Here is a 24,319-nt window from a genome sequence, read left to right as displayed (position 1 = left end):
TTCGCAAACGTTGAGATGGGGGGAGACCTATCCGCGAGTCGATCTCCCCCCTTGAGGGGGAGATGCCCGGCAGGGCAGAGGGGGTAAAGCCGCACACACCGAAGCTCACCAATGCCGCCCGTCGCAAGAGCCGCAGCAAACGCCGAGCGCCCGTTACCCCGCGTGTTCCACCGCCATCGCCCCTTCGGCAATGAAATCCGGATTGGCCAGCGCATCCTCGCCATCGCCCTTCACCGCATAGGTTAGCGGAAGGCCCGAGCAGTCCAGCGTCCGGCCGCCGGCGGCGCGCAGCACGGCGTCGCCCGCCGCCGTGTCCCACATCATGGTGCGGCTGAAGCGCGGGTAGATATCGGCGGCACCCTCCGCCAGCATGCAGAATTTCAGCGACGAGCCGACAGAAATACAGTCCTTCAGTCCATGTTCGGCCACGAAGGCTTCCGTTCGTGCGGTGCAGTGCGAGCGGCTGATCAGCGCCACGGGGGAAGCGCCGCGCTGGCGGGCCCGGATGGGGTGGCGCGACAGGATGACGCCTTCGGCCGATATGGCGAGTTTTTCGGCGGCGTTGCCCTCGCCGGTCCACGCCTGTCCGCGACAGGGGGCGTAAACCACACCGGCCACCGGAGCGCCGTTGCGGATGAGCGCGATGTTGACGGTGAAATCATCCTTGCCGGAAATGAACTCCTTGGTTCCATCCAGCGGATCGACGAGAAAGAATTCCGCTCCGGTTTCCGGCAGGATGCCACTCGACACGGCCTCTTCGGCAACCACCGGTATATCGGAAAAATGGGCGGCCAGGGCCGCAAGAATGATCGCTTCGGCACGCTGATCGGCTTCCGTCACCGGCGAGCAGTCATCCTTGTACGACACATGCGGGCCGGCACGGTGGACCGCCATGATGGCCTGCCCGGCGTCCAGCGCCGCTTTCGTCAATATGTCGATCATCTCTTTGCCAATTGAATCCCGTCTGCGGGATATCGCCGTTCCGATCTTCGCTACTCCTTTGCCCGCTGCCCGTCAAATAATGGCGTTGGACAATGCTAAAATAAGCATTCGACCGTCATTTTTTCAGCACTTCCTGCCAAAATCATGGCTCTTCTGATCGTGAAAGCGGCAGCTGGTGTGGAAATTCCAAATTTTGTGCAGGATCGCCCGTTTTTGACTTCACATTTTTAACGAACACGATATGCATTTTGAGGGTGGGGGTCTGCCTGCAAGGGCGCCCCTATAATTAACATAACGAGGCGTGGCCCATTTGAGGTCGTGCCCGGGGGAAAGACATGGAGTATTTTATCCAGCAGCTCATAAACGGGCTGACTCTTGGATCGATCTACGGCCTCATCGCTATCGGCTATACGATGGTTTACGGCATCATCGGCATGATCAACTTCGCCCATGGCGATATTTTCATGCTCGGCGGCTTCGCCGCGCTGATCGTTTTCCTGATCGTGACATCCTTTGTCGCCGGCATTCCGGTGGCGCTTCTTCTGCTTCTGATGATGGTCGTCGCCATGCTGATGACCGGCCTGTGGAACTGGGTGATCGAACGCGTCGCCTACCGCCCGCTCAGAGGCTCCTTCCGTCTTGCGCCGCTGATCACTGCCATCGGCATGTCGATCGCGCTTTCCAATTTCATCCAGGTCACGCAGGGTCCACGCAACAAGCCGATCCCGTCGCTGGTGACCGAAAGCTATCATTTCGGCGCCATCACCGTGTCGCTGAAACAGCTGATCATCATGGTCGTCACCTCGGTGCTGCTCTTCGCCTTCTGGTATATCGTCAACAAGACCCCGCTCGGCCGGGCGCAGCGCGCCACCGAACAGGATCGCAAGATGGCGGCGCTGCTCGGCGTTGATGTCGACAAGACCATCTCCATCACCTTCATCATGGGTGCAGCACTCGCCGCGGTCGCCGGCACCATGTATCTGATGTATTATGGTGTTGCCTCTTTCAGCGACGGCTTCATTCCCGGCGTCAAGGCATTTACCGCAGCCGTTCTGGGCGGCATCGGCTCGCTGCCGGGCGCTGTTCTCGGCGGCCTCCTGATCGGCCTGATCGAATCGCTGTGGTCGGCCTATTTCTCCATCGCCTACAAGGATGTCGCGGCTTTCGGCATCCTGGCTTTCGTGCTGATCTTCAAGCCGACCGGCATCCTCGGTCGCCCGGAAGTCGAGAAGGTGTGATCCCATGGCCAATATCGCTTCCGAAAACACCTCTTCCGGCCCCAGCCTGATGGCGACAGCCGTGAAGGAGGGCCTGATTGCGGGCGTCATCTCGTTCGGCATGTTCATTCTTTATGTCGGCATCGTCACCTATCAGGACATCAACAACCAGCTGATCTGGGGCACGCGCTGGGGCCTTCTGGCGATCTTCGTCGCCGTTGCCGCCATCGGCCGCTTCCTTATGGTCGGCTTTATCAAGCCGTCGCTGGATCGTCGCAAGCTGGCCAAGGCCAAGAGCGGCGTTTTGGAGATTTCCGAGGAAAAGGGCTTTTTCCACAAGCACTTTCTGAAGCTGGCGCTGGTTCTGCTGCTGCTTTATCCCGTTATCGCGGTGCAGCTCTTCGGTTTCCAGGGCTCGCTGAAATTCGTCGACAATTTCGGCATCCAGATCCTGATCTATGTGATGCTGGCCTGGGGTCTGAACATCGTCGTCGGCCTTGCCGGCCTGCTCGATCTCGGTTACGTCGCCTTTTATGCGGTGGGCGCCTATTCTTATGCGCTGCTCTCCAGCCAGTTCGGCCTGTCGTTTTGGGTGCTGCTGCCCGTTGCCGGCATTCTGGCAGGCTTCTGGGGCATCATCCTCGGCTTTCCGGTGCTGCGCCTGCGCGGCGACTATCTGGCAATCGTCACGCTCGCCTTCGGTGAAATCATCCGTCTCGTGCTGCTCAACTGGACGGATGTGACCAAGGGCACTTTCGGTATTTCCGGCATCGCCAAGGCGTCGATCTTCGGCATCTGGTCGTTCGATGTCGGCGCGCCGAACAATTTCGCCAAGGCGTTCGGCCTGTCGATGTCCTCGGCCTATTACAAGATCTTCCTGTTCTACGTGATCCTGCTGCTGTGCATGCTGACGGCCTATGTCACCATCCGCCTGCGCCGCATGCCCATCGGCCGGGCGTGGGAAGCGCTGCGTGAGGACGAGATCGCCTGCCGTTCGCTCGGCATCGATACGGTCATCACCAAGCTCACCGCTTTTGCCACGGGCGCAATGTTCGGCGGTTTTGCCGGTTCCTTCTTCGCCGCCCGTCAGGGGTTCGTTTCACCGGAAAGCTTCGTGTTCCTCGAATCCGCCGTCATTCTCGCCATCGTCGTTCTCGGCGGCATGGGCTCGCTGACCGGCATTGCCATTGCGGCGCTCGTCATGGTCGGCGGCACCGAGCTTCTGCGCGAAATGGAGTTCCTGAAGCATGTCTTCGGGCCCGATTTCACGCCGGAACTCTATCGTATGCTGCTGTTCGGGCTTGCCATGGTCATCGTCATGCTGTTCAAGCCGCGCGGTTTCGTCGGCTCGCGTGAACCCACGGCTTTCCTTAAAGAACGCAAGGCCGTGTCCGGCAGCTTTACCAAGGAAGGTCACGGTTGATGGCTTCCGGAACAACAACAATGACACCCAATACCACTGGCGACACGATCCTCAAGGTCGAACATCTCTCGATGCGCTTTGGCGGCCTTATGGCCATCAACGACTTCTCCTTCGAGGCAAAGCGCGGCGAGATCACCGCATTGATCGGCCCGAACGGTGCGGGCAAGACTACGGTCTTCAACTGCATCACCGGCTTCTACAAGCCGACCATGGGCATGATCACCATGCGCCAGCAGGATGGCGAGACGCATCTACTCGAGCGCCTGCCGGATTTCGAAATCACCAAGAAGGCAAAGGTGGCGCGCACCTTCCAGAACATCCGCCTGTTTTCGGGCCTGACCGTTCTGGAAAACCTGCTGGTGGCGCAGCACAATGCGCTGATGAAGGCCTCGGGTTACACGATCCTCGGCCTTCTCGGCCTGCCCGCTTACCGGCGGGCGGTGGATGCCTCTATCGAAAAAGCCAAATACTGGCTGGAAAAGGCCGATCTGATCGATCGCGCCGACGATCCGGCGGGCGATCTGCCCTATGGCGCGCAGCGCCGCCTGGAAATCGCCCGCGCCATGTGCACGGGGCCGGAACTGCTGTGCCTCGATGAGCCGGCCGCCGGTCTCAATCCGAAGGAATCCCTGGCGCTCAACACGCTGCTGCGCGGCATCCGCGACGAGGGTACGTCGCTGCTCCTCATCGAGCACGACATGTCCGTGGTGATGCAGATTTCCGACCACGTGGTGGTTCTGGAATACGGTCAGAAGATTTCCGACGGCACGCCGGACCATGTGAAGAACGACCCGAAGGTCATCGCCGCCTATCTGGGTGTCGAGGATGATGAAGTGGAAGACGTGATTGCGGAAGAACTCGACGGAGGAGCGGCCTGATGTCCGGTGAACCGCTTCTGAAAGTCCAGGGTGTCGAAACCTATTATGGCAATATCCGGGCTCTGGCCGGTGTCGATGTCGAAGTGAAGAGGGGCGAAATCGTCAGCCTGATCGGCGCCAATGGCGCTGGCAAGTCGACGCTGATGATGACCATCTGCGGCAGCCCGCAGGCACGCGCCGGCCAGGTGATTTTCGATGGCGAGGACATTACCCAGCTGCCGACCCATCTGATCGCCCGCAAGCGCATCGCCCAATCACCGGAAGGCCGCCGGATTTTCCCGCGCATGACAGTGCTGGAAAACCTGCAGATGGGCGCCAATCTCGATAACCTGAAATATTTCAAGGAAGACGTCGAGAAGATCTTCGTGATGTTTCCGCGCCTGAAGGAGCGTCAGAGCCAGCGCGGCGGCACGCTTTCCGGCGGCGAGCAGCAGATGCTCTCCATCGGCCGCGCGCTGATGGCACGTCCGAAGCTCCTGCTGCTGGACGAGCCTTCGCTGGGTCTCGCTCCGCTGATCGTCAAGGGCATTTTCGAGGCGATCAAGAAACTCAATCAGGAAGAGGGTCTGACCGTCTTCCTCGTGGAGCAGAACGCCTTCGCCGCGCTCAAGCTTTCCGACCGCGCTTATGTGATGGTCAACGGCAAGGTGACGATGAGCGGTTCGGGCAAGGAACTGCTCGCCGATCCGCAGGTACGCGCCGCCTATCTGGAAGGCGGACGGCACTGAAAGATTTTACTTGCGCCGGAAATTTTGCGGCGCAAGACTGCAAACGGCGGTCCGTCATCCTTTTGGTCAAAACCTGAAGGATCCATGGCGGGGCGTAAACAATAAAATGCCCGGCGGCAAACGACGGGACGACAGACAAGGCAGGGCCTGGGTATTCAGCCCGGCACTGATGGGGAAAGAGATGCAGGGCCTTTTTTTCGAGACGGATAACGGCGTGCGGTATGTTCTGCGCGCGTTGGTTGTTCTTCTGGGTTTCTGGACGGCTTGGCGCACCGGCAAATCCGTTGCCGACGGCTGGGGTGGATATACGCGGGTGGTGATCTACACGCTCGCGCTGGGCGTGGTGATGCGGTTTTTACATCACGCGCTGTTCGATGGGCCGTTCATCAACGGCTTCTACTACGTGTTTGACGTTGTTCTTCTTCTGGTTTTTTCCAGCATCGGTTTCCGCATGCGCCGGACGAGCCAGATGGTCAATAATTACTATTGGCTCTACGACCGCACGTCGGCATTTTCCTATAAAAAGAAAAATTGACAGCCGGTATTTTCCGGGGTCACTAATACTCGGCAGAGTGGAACGTTTCCTGTTCGGTTAAGGTGGGTACTGAACAGGTCCTCGCAAACAACCCATCCAAAGGAACTGGGAGTAAAGTAATGAAGAAGTCTCTTCTTTCCGCTGTCGCGCTGACCGCCATGGTCGCGTTTGGCGGTTCGGCCTGGGCCGATGTCGTGATCGCCGTCGGCGCACCGCTGACCGGCCCGAACGCTGCTTTCGGCGCTCAGATCCAGAAGGGTGCCGAACAGGCTGCGAAAGACATCAATGCCGCCGGCGGCATTAATGGCGAGCAGATCAAGATCGTGCTGGGCGACGACGTATCCGACCCCAAGCAGGGTATTTCGGTCGCCAATAAATTCGTCGCTGACGGCGTGAAATTCGTTGTCGGTCACTTCAACTCCGGCGTTTCCATTCCGGCGTCCGAAGTTTACGCCGAAAACGGCATTCTCGAAATCACGCCTGCCGCGACCAACCCCGTGTTCACCGAGCGCGGTCTGTGGAACACGTTCCGCACCTGCGGCCGTGACGACCAGCAGGGCGGCATCGCCGGCAAGTATCTTGCCGATCATTTCAAGGACGCCAAGATCGCCATCATTCACGACAAGACGCCTTACGGTCAGGGCCTTGCCGATGAAACCAAGAAGGCAGCCAATGCCGCCGGCGTGAAGGAAGCCATGTACGAAGGCGTGAATGTCGGCGACAAGGACTTCTCGGCGCTGATCTCCAAGATGAAGGAAGCCGGCGTTTCCATCATCTACTGGGGCGGCCTGCACACCGAAGCCGGCCTCATCATCCGCCAGGCGGCTGACCAGGGCCTGAAGGCCAAGCTCGTCTCGGGCGACGGTATCGTATCGAACGAACTGGCTTCCATCGCCGGCGACGCCGTCGAAGGCACGCTCAACACCTTCGGTCCTGATCCGACACTGCGCCCTGAAAACAAGGAACTGGTAGAGAAGTTCAAGGCCGCCGGTTTCAACCCGGAAGCCTATACGCTCTACTCCTATGCAGCCCTGCAGGCGATCGCCGGCGCTGCCAAGGCAGCCGGTTCCGTGGAGCCTGAAAAGGTTGCCGAAGCGCTGAAGAAGGGTAGCTTCCCGACGGCGCTCGGCGAGATCTCCTTCGATGAGAAGGGTGACCCGAAGCTTCCTGGCTATGTCATGTACGAGTGGAAGAAGGGTCCGGACGGCAAGTTCACCTACATCCAGCAGGGCAGCTAAGCCTTTTTTGCGACCCCCTATCGAAGCCCGGCATCGCTGCCGGGCTTTTCTTTTGCGCGACAGGCGCCACACTGGAGACAATAAGGCGAGAGACAAAACCTCCCAAAAACTGCAATGAGGGGTGGCAATGGCGATGAAACGGATGGTGTCTCCAATCCTTGGTCTTGCCATGCTGGCGGTTGTGCTCGGTGGCGTTCATCTCTTCAGCAAATCCCGGACGACGCAATTGTTCGGGGAGATCATTCCGAGGGTCGAGACGCCGAAGTCGGTGGTGGCCCTGACGTTTGACGACGGGCCCTCGGTGCGTTTCACGCCTGAGGTCCTAGCGATCCTGAGGGAACGCGGGATCAAAGCGACCTTTTTCCTGACGGGCAAGGAAACTGAAGAAAACCTGCCGCAGGCCCGCATGATCGTCAGCGATGGCCATCAGGTTGGAAACCACAGCTATACGCATTCCAACATGGCCTTGATGGGGTCCGCGCGGATCAGGGACGAGATCGAGCGCACCGATGCGGCCATTAGGACTGCGGGTCATAAAGGTGAGATCATGTTCCGCCCGCCCTATGGCAAGAAGCTGCTCGGCTTGCCATGGTATCTATACCGGCATGACCGGAAAACAATCATGTGGGATGTTGAGCCGGAATCCTATCCAGATATCGCCGAGGATGCAGCGGCTCTTGCGAAGCACGTTATCGAGCACACGAAAAACGGCTCGATCATCATCATGCATGTCATGTATCGCAGCCGCGAGGCTTCACGGCAGGCCTTGCCGCTGATCATCGATGGACTGCGTCAGCGCGGGTTCGAGTTCGTGACCGTGTCGCAGCTGCTGGAAAATCGCTGAGACAGCTGCGCTCCGTCCAGCCGCTCCAAAATGAAGTCGGCACGCTCTTCGACGCCTGATTTCGGAAGGACGACGGTTTCATAGTCGAGAGCTTGATAATCCCTGACGAGGCGGTCGTATTCTGCCACGGCCGCGGCAAAATCATGCCGCCGCTCCGCGTCTGCCTGATAGATTTCCGGCCAGGGCGGGGTAAGGAAGACCAGCCTGTTATAGCGATGTTCGCGTTGCAGCGTTTCGATGACGAGGTCACCGCTGACCTCGCGTAGAGCCGAGGCGGCGTCGATCAGGCCGCGATCGAAGAAGACGGTGCCGTGCTCTGGCGCATGCTGACGGTCTTCGAGCGCCACAGCGATGGCGCGGCGCGCAAAGGCTTCGAGGTCTATCCACGGCAGAGCGTTGCCGCCATCGCGGGTTTCTTCGATGACGATGCGGCGGCCGGGTTCCTCCACGGTGGCGAAACCGCGCCGGGCGAGCTCGGCGAGAAGCGTGGATTTTCCGCCGCCGGAGCAACCGGAGAGGATGATGAAACGGTTCATGGGTGTGCGTTCCTGTATTGGGGTTCAGGGCAGGGGGTGGTGATTTTTTGGGAGGTGGTTGCCGCCTATTTCTTCTCCCCCGCCGGGGAGAAGGTGGCCCGAAGGGCCGGATGAGGGGGCTAGCTCCCCGAATATCTTTGCCCTCGCCCCCTCATCCCGCTGCCGCGGACTTCTCCCCGGCGGGGAGAAGAAACAAGAGGAGGGCGCTCGGCTAATCAGCGAGGGCTCGTCGCTCGGGCCTAAACATATATTAGCTTACCACATCACGCGCCGCTATTCACCCCTGATGCAGAATATGCGCCGCCTTGACCGCGGCAGAGGCGCGGTTCTCCACGCCGAGCTTCACATAGATCTGTTCGAGATGCTTGTTCACCGTCCGGGCCGACAGGCCGAGAATATCGCCGATATCGCGGTTGGACTTGCCCTTGGCGATCCACAAAAGCACTTCCGACTCCCGTGTCGTCAGCGCGAAATGCTCTTTCAGAAGGTGGTCATCCGACTTTTCGTTGGCGGCGGTCAGGCGAAACAGATGCTCATCCGGGCCCATCGCGCCGAGGAAGGAGAGCTGCAAGGCCGGGCGTCCGGCCTGGGTGATCGTCAGCGGTGCATCGCGACCGGTTTCCGACGCCGCCCTTTCGCCAAGCCAGCGGCCGATATGGCTGACGACGATTTCCATGCCATCATCCCGGCCGGTCGCAGCGTTGACAAGCCGCGTTGCCTGGGGTGTTGACCAGTGGATGGCTCCATTGGCGCGCACGGCAAGCAGGTGTCGGCCGGCGGCGTCAAGCGCCACGCGCGCGCTTTGCGCGGAACGGGCATTGGAAAGATGCACGCGGATGCGGGCGCGCAGCTCATCGATATTGATCGGCTTGGTCAGATAATCGACGCCGCCGGAGTCCAGCGCCCGCACCACGTGTTCGGTCTCGGTCAGTCCCGTCATGAAAATGACGGGCACCTGCGCTACCGCCGCATTGGCCTTCAGGCGGCGACAGGTCTCGAAACCGTCCATGGTGGGCATGACGGCGTCGAGCAGGATGATATCGGGCGTAATGCGTTCTGCAATGTTGAGCGCGGCCTGTCCCGATGTGGCGATGAGGGCGGAAAAGCCGGACTGTTCCAGCGCATCGGTGAGGAAACCGAGCGCTTCCGGGCTGTCATCCACCAGCAATACGATGTCTCTCGGGGCCGCCGCCTGAGCGTTCATGCCTTGAGGTCTCCCCTGTCACTGTCTTCGAACCGCTTGAGAAAATGCGCGTAACCGGCCAGATCGAAAGCCTGCACATAGGCGCCGAGCTCCTGCGTGAAGGGCAGGTTTTCCGTGTTGCGGGCAAGATCGGCGAGTTTCGCTTCGATGCCGCGTATGTAGCCTATTTCGCCCAGCCGCTGCAAATCCTGGATGTGAATGGCTCCCGGATGGACGATCTCGGCAGGCGGCTGCGGCTCCGGCGCGGGGGGCAGATCGGTATCGTAAATCCATTTCAGCCCGAGATGCACGGCGAGCCTGTCGCAGAGGTGGCGGATATCGACCGGCTTGGCGATGGCGTCGTTGTGATTGTCATCGCCGGCGCCCGCGACAGTGCCGTCCCCGATATTGGCTGAGAGCATGATGAGCGGGGCCGTCTGACCCGCCTCGCGCAGTTTCGTCACCAGCTGCCAGCCGGTCATGCCGGGCATGGAAATATCGATAAGGAAAAGATCGGGCTTCACCCCTTCGATGAGGGTAAGACATTCGGGGCCGGATTGCGCCGTCAGCACCACGAAATCGAGCGGCGAAAGCACCTGCCGCATCAGCTCGCGGTGATCCTCGTTGTCATCCACCACGACAATGGTGCGGCGTGGACCGGAATAGGAGCGGATGGTCTTTTCCGGCGCCGGCGCCGTGCTTGGCCGGTGCACGGCGGATAGCATGAGGCGCACGCGGAAGGTGGAGCCTTTGTCCTTTTCGCTGGAAACGGAAATCTCGCCGCCGAGCGTATTTGTCAGAAGCCTTGTGATGGTGAGGCCGAGGCCGAGGCCTGGCATCGGGCGCACGCTTTCGGCCTCGCCACGCTGGAAGGGTTCGTAGATGCGGGCGAGGTCTTTTTCGGCAATGCCGCGGCCGGTATCCGACACGGTGAAGCTCGCCACCTGGCTGCGATAACCGACATCGAAGGTGACGGCGCCATGATCGGTGAACTTGATGGCGTTGGAAAGCAGGTTCACGAGGATCTGGCGCAGCCGCTTTTCATCGGTTCGCACATATTGCGGCAGAGCCGGCGAGCGGTCGTGGCGGAATTCCAGCCCCTTGGCCTGCGCCTGCGGGCGGAACATATCGACGATCTGATCGAGGAAATCCTGAATGTTGATCTCGTTGGAATAGACCTGCAGGCGGCCCGCCTCGATCTTGGAAATATCGAGAAGCCCATCGATCAGACCCGAGAGGTGGTCGGCGGAGCGGCGGATGACCTTGATCGCCGATTGCCGGGGAGGGGGAATGGTCTCGTCGCGCTCGAGGATCTGGGCATAGCCGAGAACGGCATTCAGCGGCGTGCGTAGCTCGTGGCTGAGGCCGACGACATAACGGCTCTTGGCGCGGTTGGCGGCCTCAGCCGTTTCCTTGGCATCCTGGAGGGCGGCGTCGGTCTTCTTATGGGCGGCGATTTCCTTCAAGAGCAGCGTGTTCTGGCGGGAGGATTCCTCTTCCGCCACCACCCGGCTGTCATGGGCGAGAACCAGAAACCAGCAGACGATGCCGGCAATGACGGCGAAGACGAAAAACACGATGAGGATGGTGCGGTTTACCACATCTGCCGTTTCCGGCGAGGCGGTGCCGACCTGATGCGCGATCATGGCCAGAATGCCGCCGATGGTGGTGACGGCAATGGCCGCCGCCATGCCGTAGCGCCCGAGGCGGGTGGCGAGTTTTGCTACCAGCTGTCTCGGCAGGAAGGTCTTGGCGACGGTGGCGACCTGATAGTTCAGCTTCGCCTTCGGCTTGCACATGTCGTGGCAGCGGCTGTCCAGCGAGCAGCAGAGCGAACAGATCGGCGCGGCATAGGCCGGGCACCAGGCCATGTCCTCAGGCTCGAAAGGGTGCTCGCAGATGGAGCAGGTGATGCTGCTTTCTTCGCGCCATTGCTGGCGCGGCTTGCGGGCAAGGTAGAATTTGCCTTTGGTGCCCCAGGCAATCAGCGGCGAGGCGATGAAGGCGACGATGAGTGTGAGATAGGGCGCGAGCGAGGCGGCGAGCGGGCCGAAGGTGCCGAAATGCGCCATCAGCGCAATTGTGGCGGAAAGCGCCATGGAGCCGACGCCAACGGGATTGATGTCGTAGAGATGGGCGCGCTTGAACTCAATGCCCGGCGGGGCAAGGCCGAGCGGCTTGTTGATGAAGAGATCGGCCGAGATGGTGCAGAGCCACGCCATGGCGATGATGGAGAAGATGCCGAGCGTTTCCTCAAGCAGCCGGTAGATGCCGAGTTCCATTAACAGCAGCGCAATCGCCACATTGAAGACCAGCCAGACGACGCGGCCGGGGTGGCTGTGGGTGAGGCGGGAGAAGAAATTCGACCAGGCGAGCGACCCCGCATAGGCGTTCATGACGTTGATCTTCAGCTGCGAGACGACCACGAAGGCGACCATCAGCAGCATAGCCGCCGTCTGGTTTGGGATCATGTAACCGAAGGCGGTGAGATACATTTGCGCCGGATCGGCGGCGCGATCGACCGAAACGCCGGAGCTGAAGGTCAGCACGACAAGGAATGAACCGGCCAGCAGCTTCGGCACACCCACGACGACCCAACCGGCACCAGCGAGAAAGACGGCTATGCGGTGGCGAAGCCTACTCTGGCCTTCGGCCGGCAGAAAGCGCAGGAAATCGACCTGTTCGCCGATTTGCGACATCAAAGCCAGAATGACGGCCGAGGCTGCGCCGAATTCCACGAGATTGAAATCCGCGATGGTGCCCGGCGGGCCGGACGCATGGTGAATGCCGGCAAAGGCGCGCCAGAGATCGTATTTTTCCCAGTCCATCAAGGCGATGAAGATGAAGGGCAGGATGTTGAGGACGATCCAGAAGGGCTGGGTGATGATCTGGAAACGGCTGATAAGCCGCACGCCATGGGTGACGAGCGGAATGACCATGACGGCGGAGATGATGTAGCCAATCCACAAGGGAATGCCGAGCGCCAACTCCAGCGCGCCGGACATGATCGACGCCTCGATGGCGAAGAGCATGAAGGTGAAGGCGGCATAGATGAGTGAGGTGATGGTGGAGCCGATGTAACCGAAGCTTGCGCCGCGTGTCAGCAGATCGATATCGACGCCGTGGCGGATGGCATAACGGCTGATCGGCAGGCCGACGGCCAGCATGGCCACGGCGGCGACTAGGATGGCGTAAAAAGCGTTGGTGGTGCCGTAGGAAAGCGTGATGGCCCCGCCGATGGCCTCAAGGGCGAGGAACGATATCGCGCCGATGGCGGTGTGGGAAATGCGGTTGGAGGAAAATTGCCGGGCGCTCTTGGCGGTAAAACGCAACGCATAATCTTCCAGCGTCTGGTTGGCGACCCAGCGGTTATATTCGCGCCTGACGGGGATGATGCGTTGCCGTGCCGCCATGCCTATTGAGCGCCTTTCCGCCCGCGGCCTTTCACAGCCGCACCGACATGCCGCCATCCACCGTCAGCACATGGCCGTTGACGAAGGAGGCCGCGTCGCTGGCCAGAAACAGGGACGCACCGGCAATCTCGTCCGGTCTGCCCCAGCGCTCCAGCGGTACACGAAGCTTGGCAAAGGCCACCATCTCAGGATTTTCGGCAAGGGCGGCGTTGGTTTCGGTGGCGAACATGCCCGGCGCAATGGCGTTGCTGGTGATGCCGCGCGCGCCATATTCCACGGCGATGGCCCGCATCAGGCCCGTCAGCCCCTGTTTGGCGACGGGATAGATCGCATCGCCCGGCCGCACGATGTGGCCAAGAATGGAGGTAATGGTGATGATGCGGCCATAGGTCTTTGCCGCCATGGCTTCCGCCGCATCGCGCGACAGGGAAATGGAGGAGGTGAGGTCTGTGCGGATCAATTCCAGCACGTCCTCGTCGCTGAACTCGGACAGCGGGCGGCGGTCGCGCGCGCCGACATTGTTGACGAGAATATCGAGGTGGCCGAGTTCGCTCATGATGCGGTGGACCAGCGCCGCCCCGGCTCTGGTATCGGCAATATCGAAGGCGGCATAATCCGCCTTTCCGCCCGCTTCGCGCAACGTGTCGACCGCCTGTTGCAACGTCTCGGCATTGCGGCCGGTCAGCCAGACATGGGCACCCGCTTCGGCAAAGGCTTTGGCGATTTCAAAACCGAGACCGCGGCCGCTGCCCGTGATGATGGCGGTGCGCTTCTTGAGGGAAAATTTGTCAAGAATGCCCATCGTTCACCTTTCTGCTCGAAAGCACATGGCCTGCTTTGAGGCACCGGGGCGAACCCTGTCCGGGTCAAGGAAGCGGCGATGCCATCGCTCAAAACCACGCAGATGCCTGCGCCGGGATGACTATGCCGCATATGGCGACGGGCGAAAGGTCACCTGTCCGCCTGGCCGTTCGGTGGACAGAAAAATGGCGTCGCCCGGTTCGGGCGACGCCATCAGTTGGATATCAGGCAGCAGCCGACTTTGCGAGCGGCACTTCCGCGATCGTCTTCAGAACGACGGAAGCGATCTGGTAGGGGCAGCCCTGCGAGTTCGGACGACGGTCTTCAAGGTAACCCTTGTAACCGTTGTTGACGAAAGAGTGCGGAACGCGGATCGACGCGCCACGGTCTGCCACGCCGTAGGAGAACTTGTTCCACGGAGCGGTTTCGTGCTTGCCGGTCAGGCGAAGGTGGTTGTCCGGACCGTATACGTCGATGTGCTCTTTCCAGTTCTTGGCAAAGGCGGCCATGAGGGCTTCGAAATATTCCTTGCCGCCAACTTCACGCATGTACTTGGTGGAGAAGTTGCAGTGCATGCCCGAACCGTTCCAGTCGGTGTCGCCGAGCGGCTTGCAATGGAATTCGACGTCGATGCCATACTGTTCGCAAAGACGCAGCAGCAGGTAACGAGCGATCCAGATCTGGTCGGCGGCGCGCTTGGAGCCCTTGCCGAAAATCTGGAATTCCCACTGGCCCTTGGCCACTTCGGCGTTGATGCCTTCGTGGTTGATGCCGGCTTCGAGGCAGAGATCAAGGTGCTCTTCAACGATTTCGCGGGCAACCGAACCGACGTTCTTGAAGCCGACGCCCGTGTAGTAAGGACCCTGCGGAGCGGGGTAACCCTGTTCCGGGAAGCCGAGCGGGCGGCCGTCCTGGTAGAAGAAGTATTCCTGCTCGAAGCCGAACCATGCATCTTCGTCGTCGAGGATGGTTGCGCGGCTGTTCGACGGATGCGGGGTGACGCCATCGGGCATCATGACTTCGCACATGACGAGCGCACCGTTGGAGCGGGCCGGATCCGGGTAGATCGCGACGGGCTTCAGAACGCAATCGGAGGAGTGGCCTTCGGCCTGCTGCGTGGAGGAGCCATCAAAGCCCCAAAGCGGCAGCTGCTCGAGTGTCGGAAATTCATCGAATTCCTTGATCTGGGTCTTGCCGCGCAGGTTGGGGACCGGCTTGTATCCGTCCAGCCAGATATACTCGAGTTTGAACTTAGTCATTACGAACCTCTCATAGGTAACAATGCGAAGCCTTGAGGCCTCCCGCGGCTTTCACCACCGGAAGCGCATTCGCGTTCAAGGGCTGACCCCTTAGATGCATGCCGCGTGCCAGATTCGCGATATCCGGCGATTTTTTCGAAAAATCTTTCAGGGTCCGTTGACGCAGGGCCTCTGGATTTCCTGCAGAGGGGCTTCTGTTGCGACGCAACAGGGTAAATCACCCCTCAAGTTTCATCATTGAATCCTGATAGATAGCCGGCGCCCGGCAGTCTTATGCGATGCTGCGATGCGGGAAATTCAATTGCGCGCGAGGGATTGGCATTTGCCCTAAAAACCAGCGCTTTCGGAATGGTTTTTCTTGTCGAAACCACTGTCTATGCCTATATTTTCCGCAACGTGATTTTTTTTTAATCAAAGGGAGCGAATCCGGCTTTCACGGGTTTGATTCCATGACCAAGTGCTTCGATGCAAACAGAGTGAGATGACCGAAATGGCGACTGGCTTTCATCGTGAGACGGCAACGATCTACCAATTCCCTGTTGGCGGGCGCGCTGGCGCGTCCAAGTTCCGCACTAATGGCTTGAGCGACCTCGAACGCGAGGCGAGAGAGCCGCATGTGGATTTCGGCTCCTGGTATCATGACGAGGCAATCCGGGACGAAGAGAGCGACCGCAAGCCGCATTCTTGATGTGAAACGTTGCCGCGCCTTTCTTCTCCCCGGCGGGGAGAAGGTGGCCGAAGGGTCGGATGAGGGGGCTAGCTCTCCGTATATCTCTGGCCTCACCCGCTCATCCGCTGCGCGGACTTCTCCCCGGCGGGGAGAAGAAACAAGCCGAGACCTCTCGGTCTACATAGGCCGCTCTGTCCGGTAGTCCCGTCCCCTGCACCTTTCGCCACCCCGACTACGTCAATTGACGTATACGGTTTCGCGCTTACGAGATCGATAGTCCCTCCAGCAGCGGCCGAAGATGCCGCTGAGCCTCCACGAGAGGCCAACAAGGAGAGGGGTCCTTCCGATGATGTTCCGCAAGACGCTCAGTGCCGCGCTGCTTGGCGCAATCCTGTCCACCACCGCCTTCCACGGCGCCTTCGCTGCCGATGACACGATTAAGGTCGGCGTGCTGCATTCTCTTTCCGGTACGATGGCCATTTCAGAAACCACGCTGAAAGACGCCATGCTGATGCTCATCGATGAGCAGAACAAAAAGGGTGGCGTTCTCGGCAAGAAGCTCGAAGCCGTCGTGGTCGATCCGGCCTCCGACTGGCCGCTTTTCGCCGAAAAGGCCCGCCAGCTGATTTCGCAGGACAAGGTCGCCGCCGTTTTCGGCTGCTGGACGTCCTCCTCGCGCAAATCCGTTCTGCCTGTGTTCGAAGAGCTGAACTCGATCCTGTTCTATCCGGTTCAGTATGAGGGTGAAGAATCCTCGCGCAACATCTTCTACACGGGTGCCGCCCCCAACCAGCAGGCCATTCCGGCCGTGGATTACCTTGCCAATACCGAAGGCGTCGAGCGCTGGGTTCTGGCCGGCACGGACTATGTCTATCCGCAGACCACCAACAAGATCCTGAAGGCCTACCTGATGTCGAAGGGCGTCAAGGAAGAGGACATCATGATCAACTACACGCCGTTCGGTCACTCCGACTGGCAGACGATCGTGTCCGACATCAAGAAATTCGGTTCGGCCGGCAAGAAGACCGCCGTTGTTTCCACCATCAATGGTGACGCCAACGTGCCCTTCTACAAGGAACTGGCCAACCAGGGCATCAAGGCTGAAGACATTCCGGTCGTCGCCTTCTCGGTGGGCGAAGAAGAGCTTGCCGGTCTCGATACCGCACCGCTCGTCGGTCACCTCGCCGCCTGGAACTACTTCCAGTCCGTTGATGCGCCAGTCAATGCCGAGTTCATCAAAACCTGGCACGCCTTCACTAAGAACGACAAGCGCATAACCAACGACCCGATGGAAGCCGCCTATATCGGCTTCAACGCCTGGGTTAAGGCCGTGGAATCCGCCGGCACGACCGATACGGACAAGGTTCTCGACTCGATCATCGGCGTTTCCGTGCCGAACCTTTCGGGCGGTTATTCCACCGTCATGCCGAACCACCACATCACCAAGCCGGTGCTGATCGGTGAAATCCAGGCCGACGGCCAGTTTGAAATCGTGCAGCAGACGCCGCAGGTGGTGGGTGACGAGTGGTCGGATTACCTGCCGGACTCCAAGGATCTGATCTCGGATTGGAGGAAGCCGATGTCTTGCGGCAACTTCAACGTGGCTACGGGTAAGTGCGGCGGCAAGGGTAGCTGATTAGCGGGGGCGCTGTGATGGGCCGCTCCCTTAGTGGGGGCGGTTTTATCATTGGAAACTGAACAAGCATGCCCCCCTCTGCCCTGCCGGGCATCTCCCCCACAGGTGGGGAGATCGGCAAGCGGCGAGGCCCCGCATTTCTCCTCCGTTGAGATGGAGCGATGCGAGCGCATCTTGCCGATCTCCCTCCTTGTGGGGGAGATGCCCGGCAGGGCAGAGGGGGGTAAGCCGCATACTCCTCGCCAAAAATACACCGCCGCTCCAAGGAACCCGACATGACGATCCGATCTTTTCTCGGAGCCATCTTCCTCTGGCTCACCATGGGGATCGCCGCCCAGTCCCTCGCGCAGAGCGACCCAAAGGCGCTGATCGACCAGCTCGGCACGGCTGATTTCAAGCAGGCCGAAGCGCTGATCGGGCAGATTGCCGCCACTGGCGATGCGCGCGTGGTTCCGGCGCTGGAGGCATTTGCGGCGGGTGATCTCTACGTGCGCAAGTCAGACAATCTCGTCTTCATGACCAAGCCTGCCGGTTCCGATTTCACGCTGATCGACCCGCTGACGGGTGAAAGCGCCGGCTCGGCGTCGAAGGCGACCGTTACCAAGATCAGGGTCAACAATAATCTTCGCCGCGTCATCCGCGCCGCGATGGGCGGGCTGACATTGCTCAGCCCGGAAAAATCCGTGCGGCTTTCGGCGGCTGACGCCGTCCTGAAAGCCCCAAGCGCCGAAAATCTCGAACTGCTGGAAGCGGCCATCGCCAAAGAAACCGATAGTGAGGTGCGGACCCGGATGGAGGAGGCGCGGGCTGTCTCGCTGCTCTCCTCCGACCGCCCCCTTGAGGTGAAGAAGGAAGCGATCGCGACCATCAAGAAGCTTGGCGGGCGCGATGCGATCAGCATTCTGATGGCGGCGACGCCATCGGTCGATCCGAGCCTGAAACCGGATGTGGACGAGGCGATTTCCAGCATCGAGAGTTCCCTTGCCTTCTGGGATTACGCGCAGAATGTCTGGTACGGCCTGTCACTTGGTTCCGTGCTGCTGCTCGCCGCCATCGGCCTTGCCATCACCTTCGGCGTCATGGGCATCATCAACATGGCGCATGGTGAAATGGTGATGATCGGCGCCTACTCCACCTTCATGGTGCAGGAGTTGATCCGCAGCCATTTCCCCGGCCTGTTCGACTGGTCGCTGGCGATTGCCCTGCCGGCCGCCTTTCTGGTCACGGCCTGCGTCGGCCTCGTCATGGAACGCGGTGTCATCCGCTATCTCTATGGACGACCTCTGGAAACGCTGCTCGCCACCTGGGGCATCTCGCTGATCCTGCAACAGGGCGTGCGCTCCATCTTCGGCCCTACCAATCGGGAGGTCGGCAGCCCGAGCTGGATGTCCGGCTCCTTCAGCGTCGGTTATCTCAATTTCACCTGGAACCGGGTGTGGATCGTCTGTTTCTCGCTCTCCGTCTTCTTCGCGTTGCTGGTTCTCCTGAAGCGCTCCGCCTTTGGCCTGCAGATGCGCGCTGTGACCCAGAACCGCCGCATGGCGTCTTCCATGGGCATTCGCACGCCTTGGGTGGATGCCTTCACCTTCGCGCTCGGTTCCGGTGTTGCGGGCCTCGCGGGCGTCGCGCTGTCGCAGATCGACAATGTCTCTCCCAATCTCGGCCAGAGCTACATCATCGACAGTTTCATGGTCGTGGTGTTCGGCGGGGTCGGCAATCTCTGGGGAACGCTGGTCGGCGCCCTGTCGCTCGGCGTGCTCAACAAGTTTCTTGAGCCGACGGTGGGCGCCGTGCTCGGCAAGATCCTCGTGCTCGTTCTCATCATTCTGTTCATCCAGAAGCGGCCGCGCGGTCTCTTCGCACTCAAGGGAAGGGCGATCGAAGCATGATTACCGGCTTCCTCCTGCGCGCGCTCGATCGCCGCATTTCCATCGCCATCGGCATTATCCTGGCTATTGCCGTGCTGGTTCCCGCCTCCAACCTGCTGCTGCCAGCCGACAGCGCGTTCCGCATCCCGACCTATATCATGTCGATGCTCGGCAAATATCTGGCCTATGCGCTGCTGGCACTCGCGCTTGATCTGGTCTGGGGTTATTGCGGCATTCTCTCGCTCGGCCACGCCGCCTTCTTTGCGCTTGGCGGTTATGCCATGGGCATGTATCTGATGCGGCAGATCGGCACACGCGGGGTCTATGGGCATCCGGTGCTGCCTGATTTCATGGTGTTCCTCAACTGGAAAGAACTGCCGTGGTTCTGGCACGGCTTCGACATGTTCTGGTTTGCGGCGCTGATGGTGCTCGTCGTGCCGGGGCTTCTCGCCTTCGTGTTCGGCTGGTTCGCCTTCCGCTCGCGCGTCAATGGCGTTTATCTCTCGATCATTACCCAGGCGATGACCTATGCGCTGCTGCTTGCCTTCTTCCGCAACGACATGGGTTTCGGCGGCAATAACGGGCTGACCGATTTCAAGGATATTCTTGGGTATTCCGTGCAGGCGGATGGCACCCGCGCCGTGCTGTTTGCCATGACGGCGGTGATCCTGGCTATCTCGCTTTTGATCGCGTCGGGCATCGTCAATTCCAAGTTCGGCAAGGTGCTGGTGGGTGTGCGGGATGCTGAAAGCCGGGTGCGGTTCCTCGGCTTCCGGGTGGAAAACATCAAGCTCTTTACCTTCGTCGTCTCGGCGATGATGGCGGGCATTGCGGGTGCCTTGTTCGTGCCGCAGGTGGGCATCATCAATCCCGGCGAATTTTCGCCCGCCAACTCCATCGAAGTGGTGGTGTGGACGGCGGTCGGCGGGCGCGGCACGCTGATCGGGCCGATCATCGGGGCGGTGCTGGTCAATGGTGGCAAGAGCTATTTCACCGGTGCGTTCCCGGAGTTCTGGCTGTTCGCGCTCGGCGGTCTCTTCATTGCTGTCACGCTGTTCTTCCCCAAGGGCATCGTTGGCACCGTGCAGCATTATCTGGCTGGTCGGCGGGAAAAGCGGGTTGCAAGCGCGGCGCGTGAGGCTGGCAACGACAGCGCGGTTGCGCAACAGGCGGCGGAGTAAGCCCATGAACACGGTTTCCGAAAACAGAGCGAAAAGCCTGCTTTATCTCGATGGCGTCTCCGTTTCCTTCGATGGTTTCCGGGCGCTGAATTCCCTCTCCTTCGTGGTGGAGCCGGGCGAACTTCGCGCCATCATCGGCCCGAATGGTGCTGGCAAAACGACGATGATGGATATCATCACCGGCAAGACGCGGCCGGATACCGGCACGGTACTCTTTGAAGACAGCATCGACCTTACCAAAAAGGACGAGGCCGACATCGCCCAGCTTGGTATCGGCCGAAAATTCCAGAAACCGACGGTGTTTGAAAGCCATACCGTGTGGGACAATCTGGAACTGGCGCTGAACCGCAAGCGCGGCGTGTTCGCAACCCTGTTCTACCGGCTGACGGAGGAAGACAAGGCGCGCATCGAGGAAATCCTCGCCACCGTGCGGCTTGGCCACCGCCGCGGCGATCTCGCCGCCAATCTCTCGCATGGGCAGAAGCAGTGGCTGGAAATTGGCATGCTGCTGGCGCAGGAGCCGAAGCTTCTCTTGGTGGATGAGCCGGTGGCGGGCATGACGGATGCAGAGACCGCTGAAACCGCGGTGCTCCTGAAGGAAATCGCCAAGACGCGTTCGGTGGTGGTGGTGGAGCACGATATGGGCTTCATCCGCGAGCTGGGGGTGAAGGTGACGTGCCTTGCCGAAGGCTCGGTGCTGGCTGAGGGGTCGATCGACTTCGTGTCGAGCGATCCGAAGGTGATCGAGAATTATCTGGGGCGGTGATGGTGGTGTTTGCGTTTGCGTTTGCCGTGACCGTACCCCCCTCTGCCCTGCCGGGCATCTCCCCCTCAAGGGGGGAGATCGGCAAGTGGCTTACACTGCGCCTGATCGCTCCCTCTCGATGGAGTGGGTGGGTGCGGCATCTGATCTCCCCCCTTGAGGGGGAGATGCCCGGCAGGGCAGAGGGGGGTAGCGCCGCCCACCATACCGTCATTGGAGTTTCACCATGCTGACAGTCGACAACATCAACCTCCACTACGGCGCAGCGCAGGCGCTCCGCGGCGTGTCGCTGAAGGCCGAGATGGGCAAGATCACCTGCGTTCTCGGCCGCAACGGCGTCGGCAAAAGTTCGCTGCTGCGGGCCGTGACCGGCCAGCAGGCCACCAGCGCCGGCACGATCCGTTTCGGTGATGCGGCGCTGGATGGGCTCGCACCTTACCAGCGGGCGAAGCGCGGCGTTGGTTACGTGCCGCAGGGGCGCGAGATTTTTCCGCTGCTCAGCGTGCAGGAAAATCTGGAGAGCGGTTATGCGCCGCTGTCGCGCAAGGAGCGGTTCATCCCGGATGATATCTTCAGCCTGTTTCCCGTGCTGCAGACCATGCTGTCACGCCGCGGCGGCGATCTCTCCGGCGGGCAGCAGCAGCAGCTTGCCATCGGCCGGGCGCTGGTCACGCGGCCGAAAATCCTCGTTCTCGACGAACCGACCGAGGGCATCCAGCCGTCGATCATCAAGGATATCGGCCGGGCCATCAAATATCTGCGCGATTCCACCGGCATGGCGATTTTGCTGGTCGAGCAATATCTGGATTTCTGCCGCGAACTTGCCGATTACGTCTACATCATGGACCGCGGTGAAATCGTACATCAAGGCCTCGCTGAAACGCTGGATATGCCGGAAGCGCGGCGGCATCTGACTGTATAAACCGAGACCAAAGCCTGTGCGCGCCGATCACGGCGTGCAAACGGGCGATTAATATTTTGAAAGCCTATGCGCCTCGACATGGCTTTCATGCGTAATTTTAGCATTTCATTGCATAACCGCCTGTGATATTGGCAGCGAAAATGCTGCATGCGAGACACAGGAAAAGTCTATTCGCACGCCGCGACAGTTGATCCCTTACATTCCACGCACGTCCGACGTATTGTCGGAAAACTGTGCCAATAAAGGCGTGTCAATGATTCAAGACTTTGCAGTGGGCCGGGCCTCCCGGTTGGTTCGTTCCGCACGCAGCCTGCTTCTTGGGCTGGCGATCAGCGCAGGCGCAGGAGCTGCAGCGTCGGCATCGACCTGCGGTCAGGGTATTGGCCCCGGCATGGAACCGGGTCGGCATGATTTTTCCATTCTCTCTAACGGGCAAAAACGCGACGGCGTCTATTTTGTTCCATCCGCCTATGATGGAAATAAGCCTCTGCCTGTCGTATTCGATTTCCACGGCTCCAACAGCAACCCGCACGGCCAACTGAACCGCAGCGGCTGGGACAAGCTTGCGGAGCGTGATGGTCTTGTGGTCGTCGCGCTGGCGGGCAGTTTAAATGGCGAATTGCCGGGCACCCATGCCTGGAATGTCCCCGGCGTTACAACACGCCCCGGCGGGCTGGACGAGGTGAGCTTCATTCATGAAGCGATTGCCATGGTGAAGGGCAAGTTCTGCGTCGATGACGAACGTTTTTACGGTTCCGGCTATTCTGGCGGCGGGCGCATGCTGTCGCAATTCATCTGCACCGGAGCCAAGGATTTTAATGCCGCCGGTTTTGTCGCCTCGCTGCGCGCGGGTTATCCGCTGGAGACCGAAGGCAAATGGGCACCGGATGCGGCAAGCTGCACACCGGCGCGGCCGATGTCGATCATCGCCTTTGCCGGGCTGAAGGATCCAGCCAACCCCTATCAGGGCGGCGGCAAATCCTATTGGCAATATAGCGGCGAGACGGCGCTGAAGCGCTGGGCCGAAATGGATGGTTGCAAGGGCGCCGCCAAAAGCAAGGTGGGCGAGAGCTTCACCGTCAATTCTTACGATGTCTGCAAGGCAGGCGCTCGTATCCAGTCCTATGTCATCAACGACTGGGACCACGCCTGGCCGCGCGCCACCATGAAGGCCGAGGTTCTGGCCGCAAACGCCGTTGTTACCCGCAAGCCCGGCGGCGAGCAGACACCGAAGGCGGAGCCCGCCGTGGAGCGCAAGATGCCCACAGGCGAAGTGACGCGCACGGTTGATGCAGCCGAGAGAATGTGGGATTTCTTCCGTAACACGGAAGGGCAGATGGTGGTGGACGCCGTCGTCAAGAAGGATTGCGTCGCCAAGGCCAATTCCGCTTCCGCAACCGCTTCGGAGACCGCGTGCAGCAGCAACAGCAAGCCATCAGCCCTTCCGGTTGCGAAGACGCTCAACCTGTCCGGCAACAGCGCGCCCGTGGCAGAGGACGCATTGTAACCAAGGCAGTTGAAGGACGCAGCCGGCTGGAGGAACTGTTTCAGGAGGGTTGCGCTAAAATCCGTCTTCCGGAAACCTACTCGAACGAAGCCGAAGCCATACTCATCAATTCCTCCGGTGGTTTGACCGGCGGAGACGAACTTGAATGGCAGGCAGTCGCCGGCGCCCGTACCTCGCTTGTGGTCACCACGCAGGCCTGCGAAAAGGTCTACAAGGCGTCGTCGGGCACCGCCACCGTGACCGCGCGTGTTTCCGCCGGGCCGGGTGCGAAGCTGCACTGGCTGCCGCAGGAAACGATCCTCTTCGACCGGGCGTCGCTGACGCGAAGGCTGGAAGCCGATCTTGACCAGTCCTCAGAATTCATCGCAGTCGAAGCCGTGCTGCTTGGCCGCCAGGCCATGGGCGAGTCGATGACGCACGGGCTTTTCCGCGACCGCTGGCGCATTCGCCACGGCGGCAAGCTGATGCATGCCGAAGAACTTCTGCTTGCGGGCGAGGTGGCGGCGCTGACCGCGAAACCTGCGGTTCTGGCCGGGCAGGTTGCCTTTGCCACGCTGCTTTACATCGGGCCTCTGGCCGAGGCGCTTCTGCCTAAAATCCGGGCGATTGCCGGGGAAAGCGGCGGTGCCAGCGAGTGGCAGGGCAAGCTCGTCGTGCGCGTGTCCGCCGCTGATGGTTTCTCCTTGAGAAAATTGCTTTTTCCGATCATTTCGCTCTTGCGAAACGGCGCGCCAGTGCCGAAAGTCTGGAATCTGTAAACCCCTCGGATCGTCTC

21 protein-coding genes are annotated in these 24,319 nt (G+C 60.4%); 15 read left to right on the top strand and 6 right to left on the bottom strand.

All coding sequences use genetic code 11. The features are described 5' to 3' along the window. Nucleotides 1-153: 153 nt before the first annotated feature. Complete coding sequence (gene cysQ / locus EGT36_RS03615; RefSeq protein ID WP_004443358.1) at nucleotides 154-942, bottom strand: 3'(2'),5'-bisphosphate nucleotidase CysQ; 789 nt, start codon at nucleotides 940-942, stop codon at nucleotides 154-156. Nucleotides 943-1,277: 335 nt separating this feature from the next. On the opposite strand from cysQ, the gene EGT36_RS03610 reads away from it, so the two are divergent. The 7 genes from EGT36_RS03610 to EGT36_RS03580 all read left to right on the top strand — a co-directional run bounded on the left by EGT36_RS03610 (nucleotide 1,278) and on the right by EGT36_RS03580 (nucleotide 7,805). After that, nucleotides 1,278-2,180: a branched-chain amino acid ABC transporter permease gene (locus tag EGT36_RS03610; protein ID WP_004443357.1), complete on the top strand. Its 903-nt coding sequence runs from the start codon at nucleotides 1,278-1,280 to the stop codon at nucleotides 2,178-2,180. Between the two features lie 49 nt (nucleotides 2,181-2,229). Next, nucleotides 2,230-3,582: a high-affinity branched-chain amino acid ABC transporter permease LivM gene (livM, locus tag EGT36_RS03605; RefSeq protein WP_373887383.1), complete on the top strand. Its 1,353-nt coding sequence runs from the start codon at nucleotides 2,230-2,232 to the stop codon at nucleotides 3,580-3,582. Further along, nucleotides 3,582-4,460, top strand: coding sequence for an ABC transporter ATP-binding protein (locus tag EGT36_RS03600; protein ID WP_034498713.1), 879 nt, complete (start codon nucleotides 3,582-3,584; stop codon nucleotides 4,458-4,460). Before livM ends, EGT36_RS03600 begins: the two co-directional genes overlap by 1 nt. Further along, nucleotides 4,460-5,188, top strand: coding sequence for an ABC transporter ATP-binding protein (locus EGT36_RS03595; RefSeq protein ID WP_004443349.1), 729 nt, complete (start codon nucleotides 4,460-4,462; stop codon nucleotides 5,186-5,188). The genes EGT36_RS03600 and EGT36_RS03595 overlap by 1 nt, the downstream gene beginning before the upstream one ends. Before the next feature lie 181 nt (nucleotides 5,189-5,369). Beyond that, nucleotides 5,370-5,723: a DUF6867 family protein gene (locus EGT36_RS03590; RefSeq protein WP_004443347.1), complete on the top strand. Its 354-nt coding sequence runs from the start codon at nucleotides 5,370-5,372 to the stop codon at nucleotides 5,721-5,723. 119 nt (nucleotides 5,724-5,842) lie between these two features. Beyond that, entirely contained in the window at nucleotides 5,843-6,961 is a 1,119-nt protein-coding gene (locus EGT36_RS03585; RefSeq protein WP_004443345.1) for a branched-chain amino acid ABC transporter substrate-binding protein, read from the top strand. 127 nt (nucleotides 6,962-7,088) lie between these two features. Then, on the top strand, nucleotides 7,089-7,805 hold the full coding sequence (locus tag EGT36_RS03580) for a polysaccharide deacetylase family protein (RefSeq protein ID WP_037091819.1): 717 nt from the start codon (nucleotides 7,089-7,091) through the stop codon (nucleotides 7,803-7,805). On the opposite strand, the gene EGT36_RS03575 is transcribed toward EGT36_RS03580, so the two are convergent. From EGT36_RS03575 to EGT36_RS03555, 5 genes are all read right to left on the bottom strand, one after another. Then, nucleotides 7,754-8,341 (bottom strand): AAA family ATPase, encoded by a 588-nt coding sequence (locus tag EGT36_RS03575; RefSeq protein WP_037091816.1) that lies wholly within the window; start codon nucleotides 8,339-8,341, stop codon nucleotides 7,754-7,756. The two genes, EGT36_RS03580 and EGT36_RS03575, sit on opposite strands and share 52 nt — an antisense overlap. Nucleotides 8,342-8,618: 277 nt before the next feature. Then, nucleotides 8,619-9,545, bottom strand: coding sequence for a response regulator transcription factor (locus EGT36_RS03570; RefSeq protein ID WP_037091813.1), 927 nt, complete (start codon nucleotides 9,543-9,545; stop codon nucleotides 8,619-8,621). Further along, nucleotides 9,542-12,937: a hybrid sensor histidine kinase/response regulator gene (locus EGT36_RS03565; protein WP_125270063.1), complete on the bottom strand. Its 3,396-nt coding sequence runs from the start codon at nucleotides 12,935-12,937 to the stop codon at nucleotides 9,542-9,544. Before EGT36_RS03565 ends, EGT36_RS03570 begins: the two co-directional genes overlap by 4 nt. Nucleotides 12,938-12,968: 31 nt before the next feature. Next, nucleotides 12,969-13,739, bottom strand: coding sequence for an SDR family oxidoreductase (locus EGT36_RS03560; protein ID WP_125270062.1), 771 nt, complete (start codon nucleotides 13,737-13,739; stop codon nucleotides 12,969-12,971). Between the two features lie 223 nt (nucleotides 13,740-13,962). Continuing rightward, on the bottom strand, nucleotides 13,963-14,997 hold the full coding sequence (locus EGT36_RS03555) for a glutamine synthetase beta-grasp domain-containing protein (protein WP_006700347.1): 1,035 nt from the start codon (nucleotides 14,995-14,997) through the stop codon (nucleotides 13,963-13,965). A 481-nt stretch (nucleotides 14,998-15,478) separates the two neighbouring features. Between EGT36_RS03555 and EGT36_RS03550 the strand changes: the two genes are divergently transcribed. The 8 genes from EGT36_RS03550 (at nucleotide 15,479) to EGT36_RS03505 (ending at nucleotide 24,302) form a co-directional block, all read left to right on the top strand. After that, entirely contained in the window at nucleotides 15,479-15,685 is a 207-nt protein-coding gene (locus tag EGT36_RS03550; protein ID WP_162719335.1) for a DUF2735 domain-containing protein, read from the top strand. A 328-nt stretch (nucleotides 15,686-16,013) separates the two neighbouring features. Beyond that, complete coding sequence (gene urtA / locus EGT36_RS03545) at nucleotides 16,014-17,303, top strand: urea ABC transporter substrate-binding protein (protein ID WP_125270061.1); 1,290 nt, start codon at nucleotides 16,014-16,016, stop codon at nucleotides 17,301-17,303. Between the two features lie 275 nt (nucleotides 17,304-17,578). Next, entirely contained in the window at nucleotides 17,579-19,192 is a 1,614-nt protein-coding gene (gene urtB / locus EGT36_RS03535) for an urea ABC transporter permease subunit UrtB (protein ID WP_037091802.1), read from the top strand. Next, nucleotides 19,189-20,352 carry an urea ABC transporter permease subunit UrtC gene (gene urtC / locus EGT36_RS03530; protein ID WP_037091799.1) on the top strand — a complete coding sequence of 388 codons (1,164 nt, stop codon included), beginning with the start codon at nucleotides 19,189-19,191 and terminating at the stop codon, nucleotides 20,350-20,352. Before urtB ends, urtC begins: the two co-directional genes overlap by 4 nt. A gap of 4 nt (nucleotides 20,353-20,356) precedes the next feature. After that, a complete protein-coding gene (gene urtD, locus EGT36_RS03525; protein WP_004443315.1) occupies nucleotides 20,357-21,118 on the top strand; it encodes an urea ABC transporter ATP-binding protein UrtD in 762 nt (253 codons plus the stop codon). Nucleotides 21,119-21,341: 223 nt separating this feature from the next. Further along, nucleotides 21,342-22,037, top strand: coding sequence for an urea ABC transporter ATP-binding subunit UrtE (gene urtE, locus EGT36_RS03515; RefSeq protein ID WP_004443309.1), 696 nt, complete (start codon nucleotides 21,342-21,344; stop codon nucleotides 22,035-22,037). A 253-nt stretch (nucleotides 22,038-22,290) separates the two neighbouring features. Further along, on the top strand, nucleotides 22,291-23,544 hold the full coding sequence (locus EGT36_RS03510) for a CE1 family esterase (RefSeq protein WP_037091798.1): 1,254 nt from the start codon (nucleotides 22,291-22,293) through the stop codon (nucleotides 23,542-23,544). Next, nucleotides 23,451-24,302: an urease accessory protein UreD gene (locus EGT36_RS03505; RefSeq protein ID WP_037091795.1), complete on the top strand. Its 852-nt coding sequence runs from the start codon at nucleotides 23,451-23,453 to the stop codon at nucleotides 24,300-24,302. Before EGT36_RS03510 ends, EGT36_RS03505 begins: the two co-directional genes overlap by 94 nt. Nucleotides 24,303-24,319: the final 17 nt, after the last annotated feature.

Origin of the sequence: Agrobacterium sp. FDAARGOS_525 (assembly GCF_003938925.1) — a bacterium.
GTDB classification, from domain to species: Bacteria; Pseudomonadota; Alphaproteobacteria; order Rhizobiales; family Rhizobiaceae; genus Agrobacterium; species Agrobacterium pusense.
The sequence above is the reverse complement of the archived record's forward strand: the minus strand, read 5'-3'. Positions and strand labels throughout refer to the sequence as shown.

Excerpts from the sequence above, each read along its gene's own strand:
- cysQ (WP_004443358.1), bottom strand. The coding sequence starts at position 942 with ATGATCGACATATTGACGAAAGCGGCGCTGGACGCCGGGCAGGCCATC.
- EGT36_RS03610 (WP_004443357.1), top strand. The coding sequence starts at position 1,278 with ATGGAGTATTTTATCCAGCAGCTCATAAACGGGCTGACTCTTGGATCG.
- livM (WP_373887383.1), top strand. The coding sequence starts at position 2,230 with ATGGCGACAGCCGTGAAGGAGGGCCTGATTGCGGGCGTCATCTCGTTC.
- EGT36_RS03600 (WP_034498713.1), top strand. The coding sequence starts at position 3,582 with ATGGCTTCCGGAACAACAACAATGACACCCAATACCACTGGCGACACG.
- EGT36_RS03595 (WP_004443349.1), top strand. The coding sequence starts at position 4,460 with ATGTCCGGTGAACCGCTTCTGAAAGTCCAGGGTGTCGAAACCTATTAT.
- EGT36_RS03590 (WP_004443347.1), top strand. The coding sequence starts at position 5,370 with ATGCAGGGCCTTTTTTTCGAGACGGATAACGGCGTGCGGTATGTTCTG.
- EGT36_RS03585 (WP_004443345.1), top strand. The coding sequence starts at position 5,843 with ATGAAGAAGTCTCTTCTTTCCGCTGTCGCGCTGACCGCCATGGTCGCG.
- EGT36_RS03580 (WP_037091819.1), top strand. The coding sequence starts at position 7,089 with ATGGCGATGAAACGGATGGTGTCTCCAATCCTTGGTCTTGCCATGCTG.
- EGT36_RS03575 (WP_037091816.1), bottom strand. The coding sequence starts at position 8,341 with ATGAACCGTTTCATCATCCTCTCCGGTTGCTCCGGCGGCGGAAAATCC.
- EGT36_RS03570 (WP_037091813.1), bottom strand. The coding sequence starts at position 9,545 with ATGAACGCTCAGGCGGCGGCCCCGAGAGACATCGTATTGCTGGTGGAT.
- EGT36_RS03565 (WP_125270063.1), bottom strand. The coding sequence starts at position 12,937 with ATGGCGGCACGGCAACGCATCATCCCCGTCAGGCGCGAATATAACCGC.
- EGT36_RS03560 (WP_125270062.1), bottom strand. The coding sequence starts at position 13,739 with ATGGGCATTCTTGACAAATTTTCCCTCAAGAAGCGCACCGCCATCATC.
- EGT36_RS03555 (WP_006700347.1), bottom strand. The coding sequence starts at position 14,997 with ATGACTAAGTTCAAACTCGAGTATATCTGGCTGGACGGATACAAGCCG.
- EGT36_RS03550 (WP_162719335.1), top strand. The coding sequence starts at position 15,479 with ATGACCGAAATGGCGACTGGCTTTCATCGTGAGACGGCAACGATCTAC.
- urtA (WP_125270061.1), top strand. The coding sequence starts at position 16,014 with ATGATGTTCCGCAAGACGCTCAGTGCCGCGCTGCTTGGCGCAATCCTG.
- urtB (WP_037091802.1), top strand. The coding sequence starts at position 17,579 with ATGACGATCCGATCTTTTCTCGGAGCCATCTTCCTCTGGCTCACCATG.
- urtC (WP_037091799.1), top strand. The coding sequence starts at position 19,189 with ATGATTACCGGCTTCCTCCTGCGCGCGCTCGATCGCCGCATTTCCATC.
- urtD (WP_004443315.1), top strand. The coding sequence starts at position 20,357 with ATGAACACGGTTTCCGAAAACAGAGCGAAAAGCCTGCTTTATCTCGAT.
- urtE (WP_004443309.1), top strand. The coding sequence starts at position 21,342 with ATGCTGACAGTCGACAACATCAACCTCCACTACGGCGCAGCGCAGGCG.
- EGT36_RS03510 (WP_037091798.1), top strand. The coding sequence starts at position 22,291 with ATGATTCAAGACTTTGCAGTGGGCCGGGCCTCCCGGTTGGTTCGTTCC.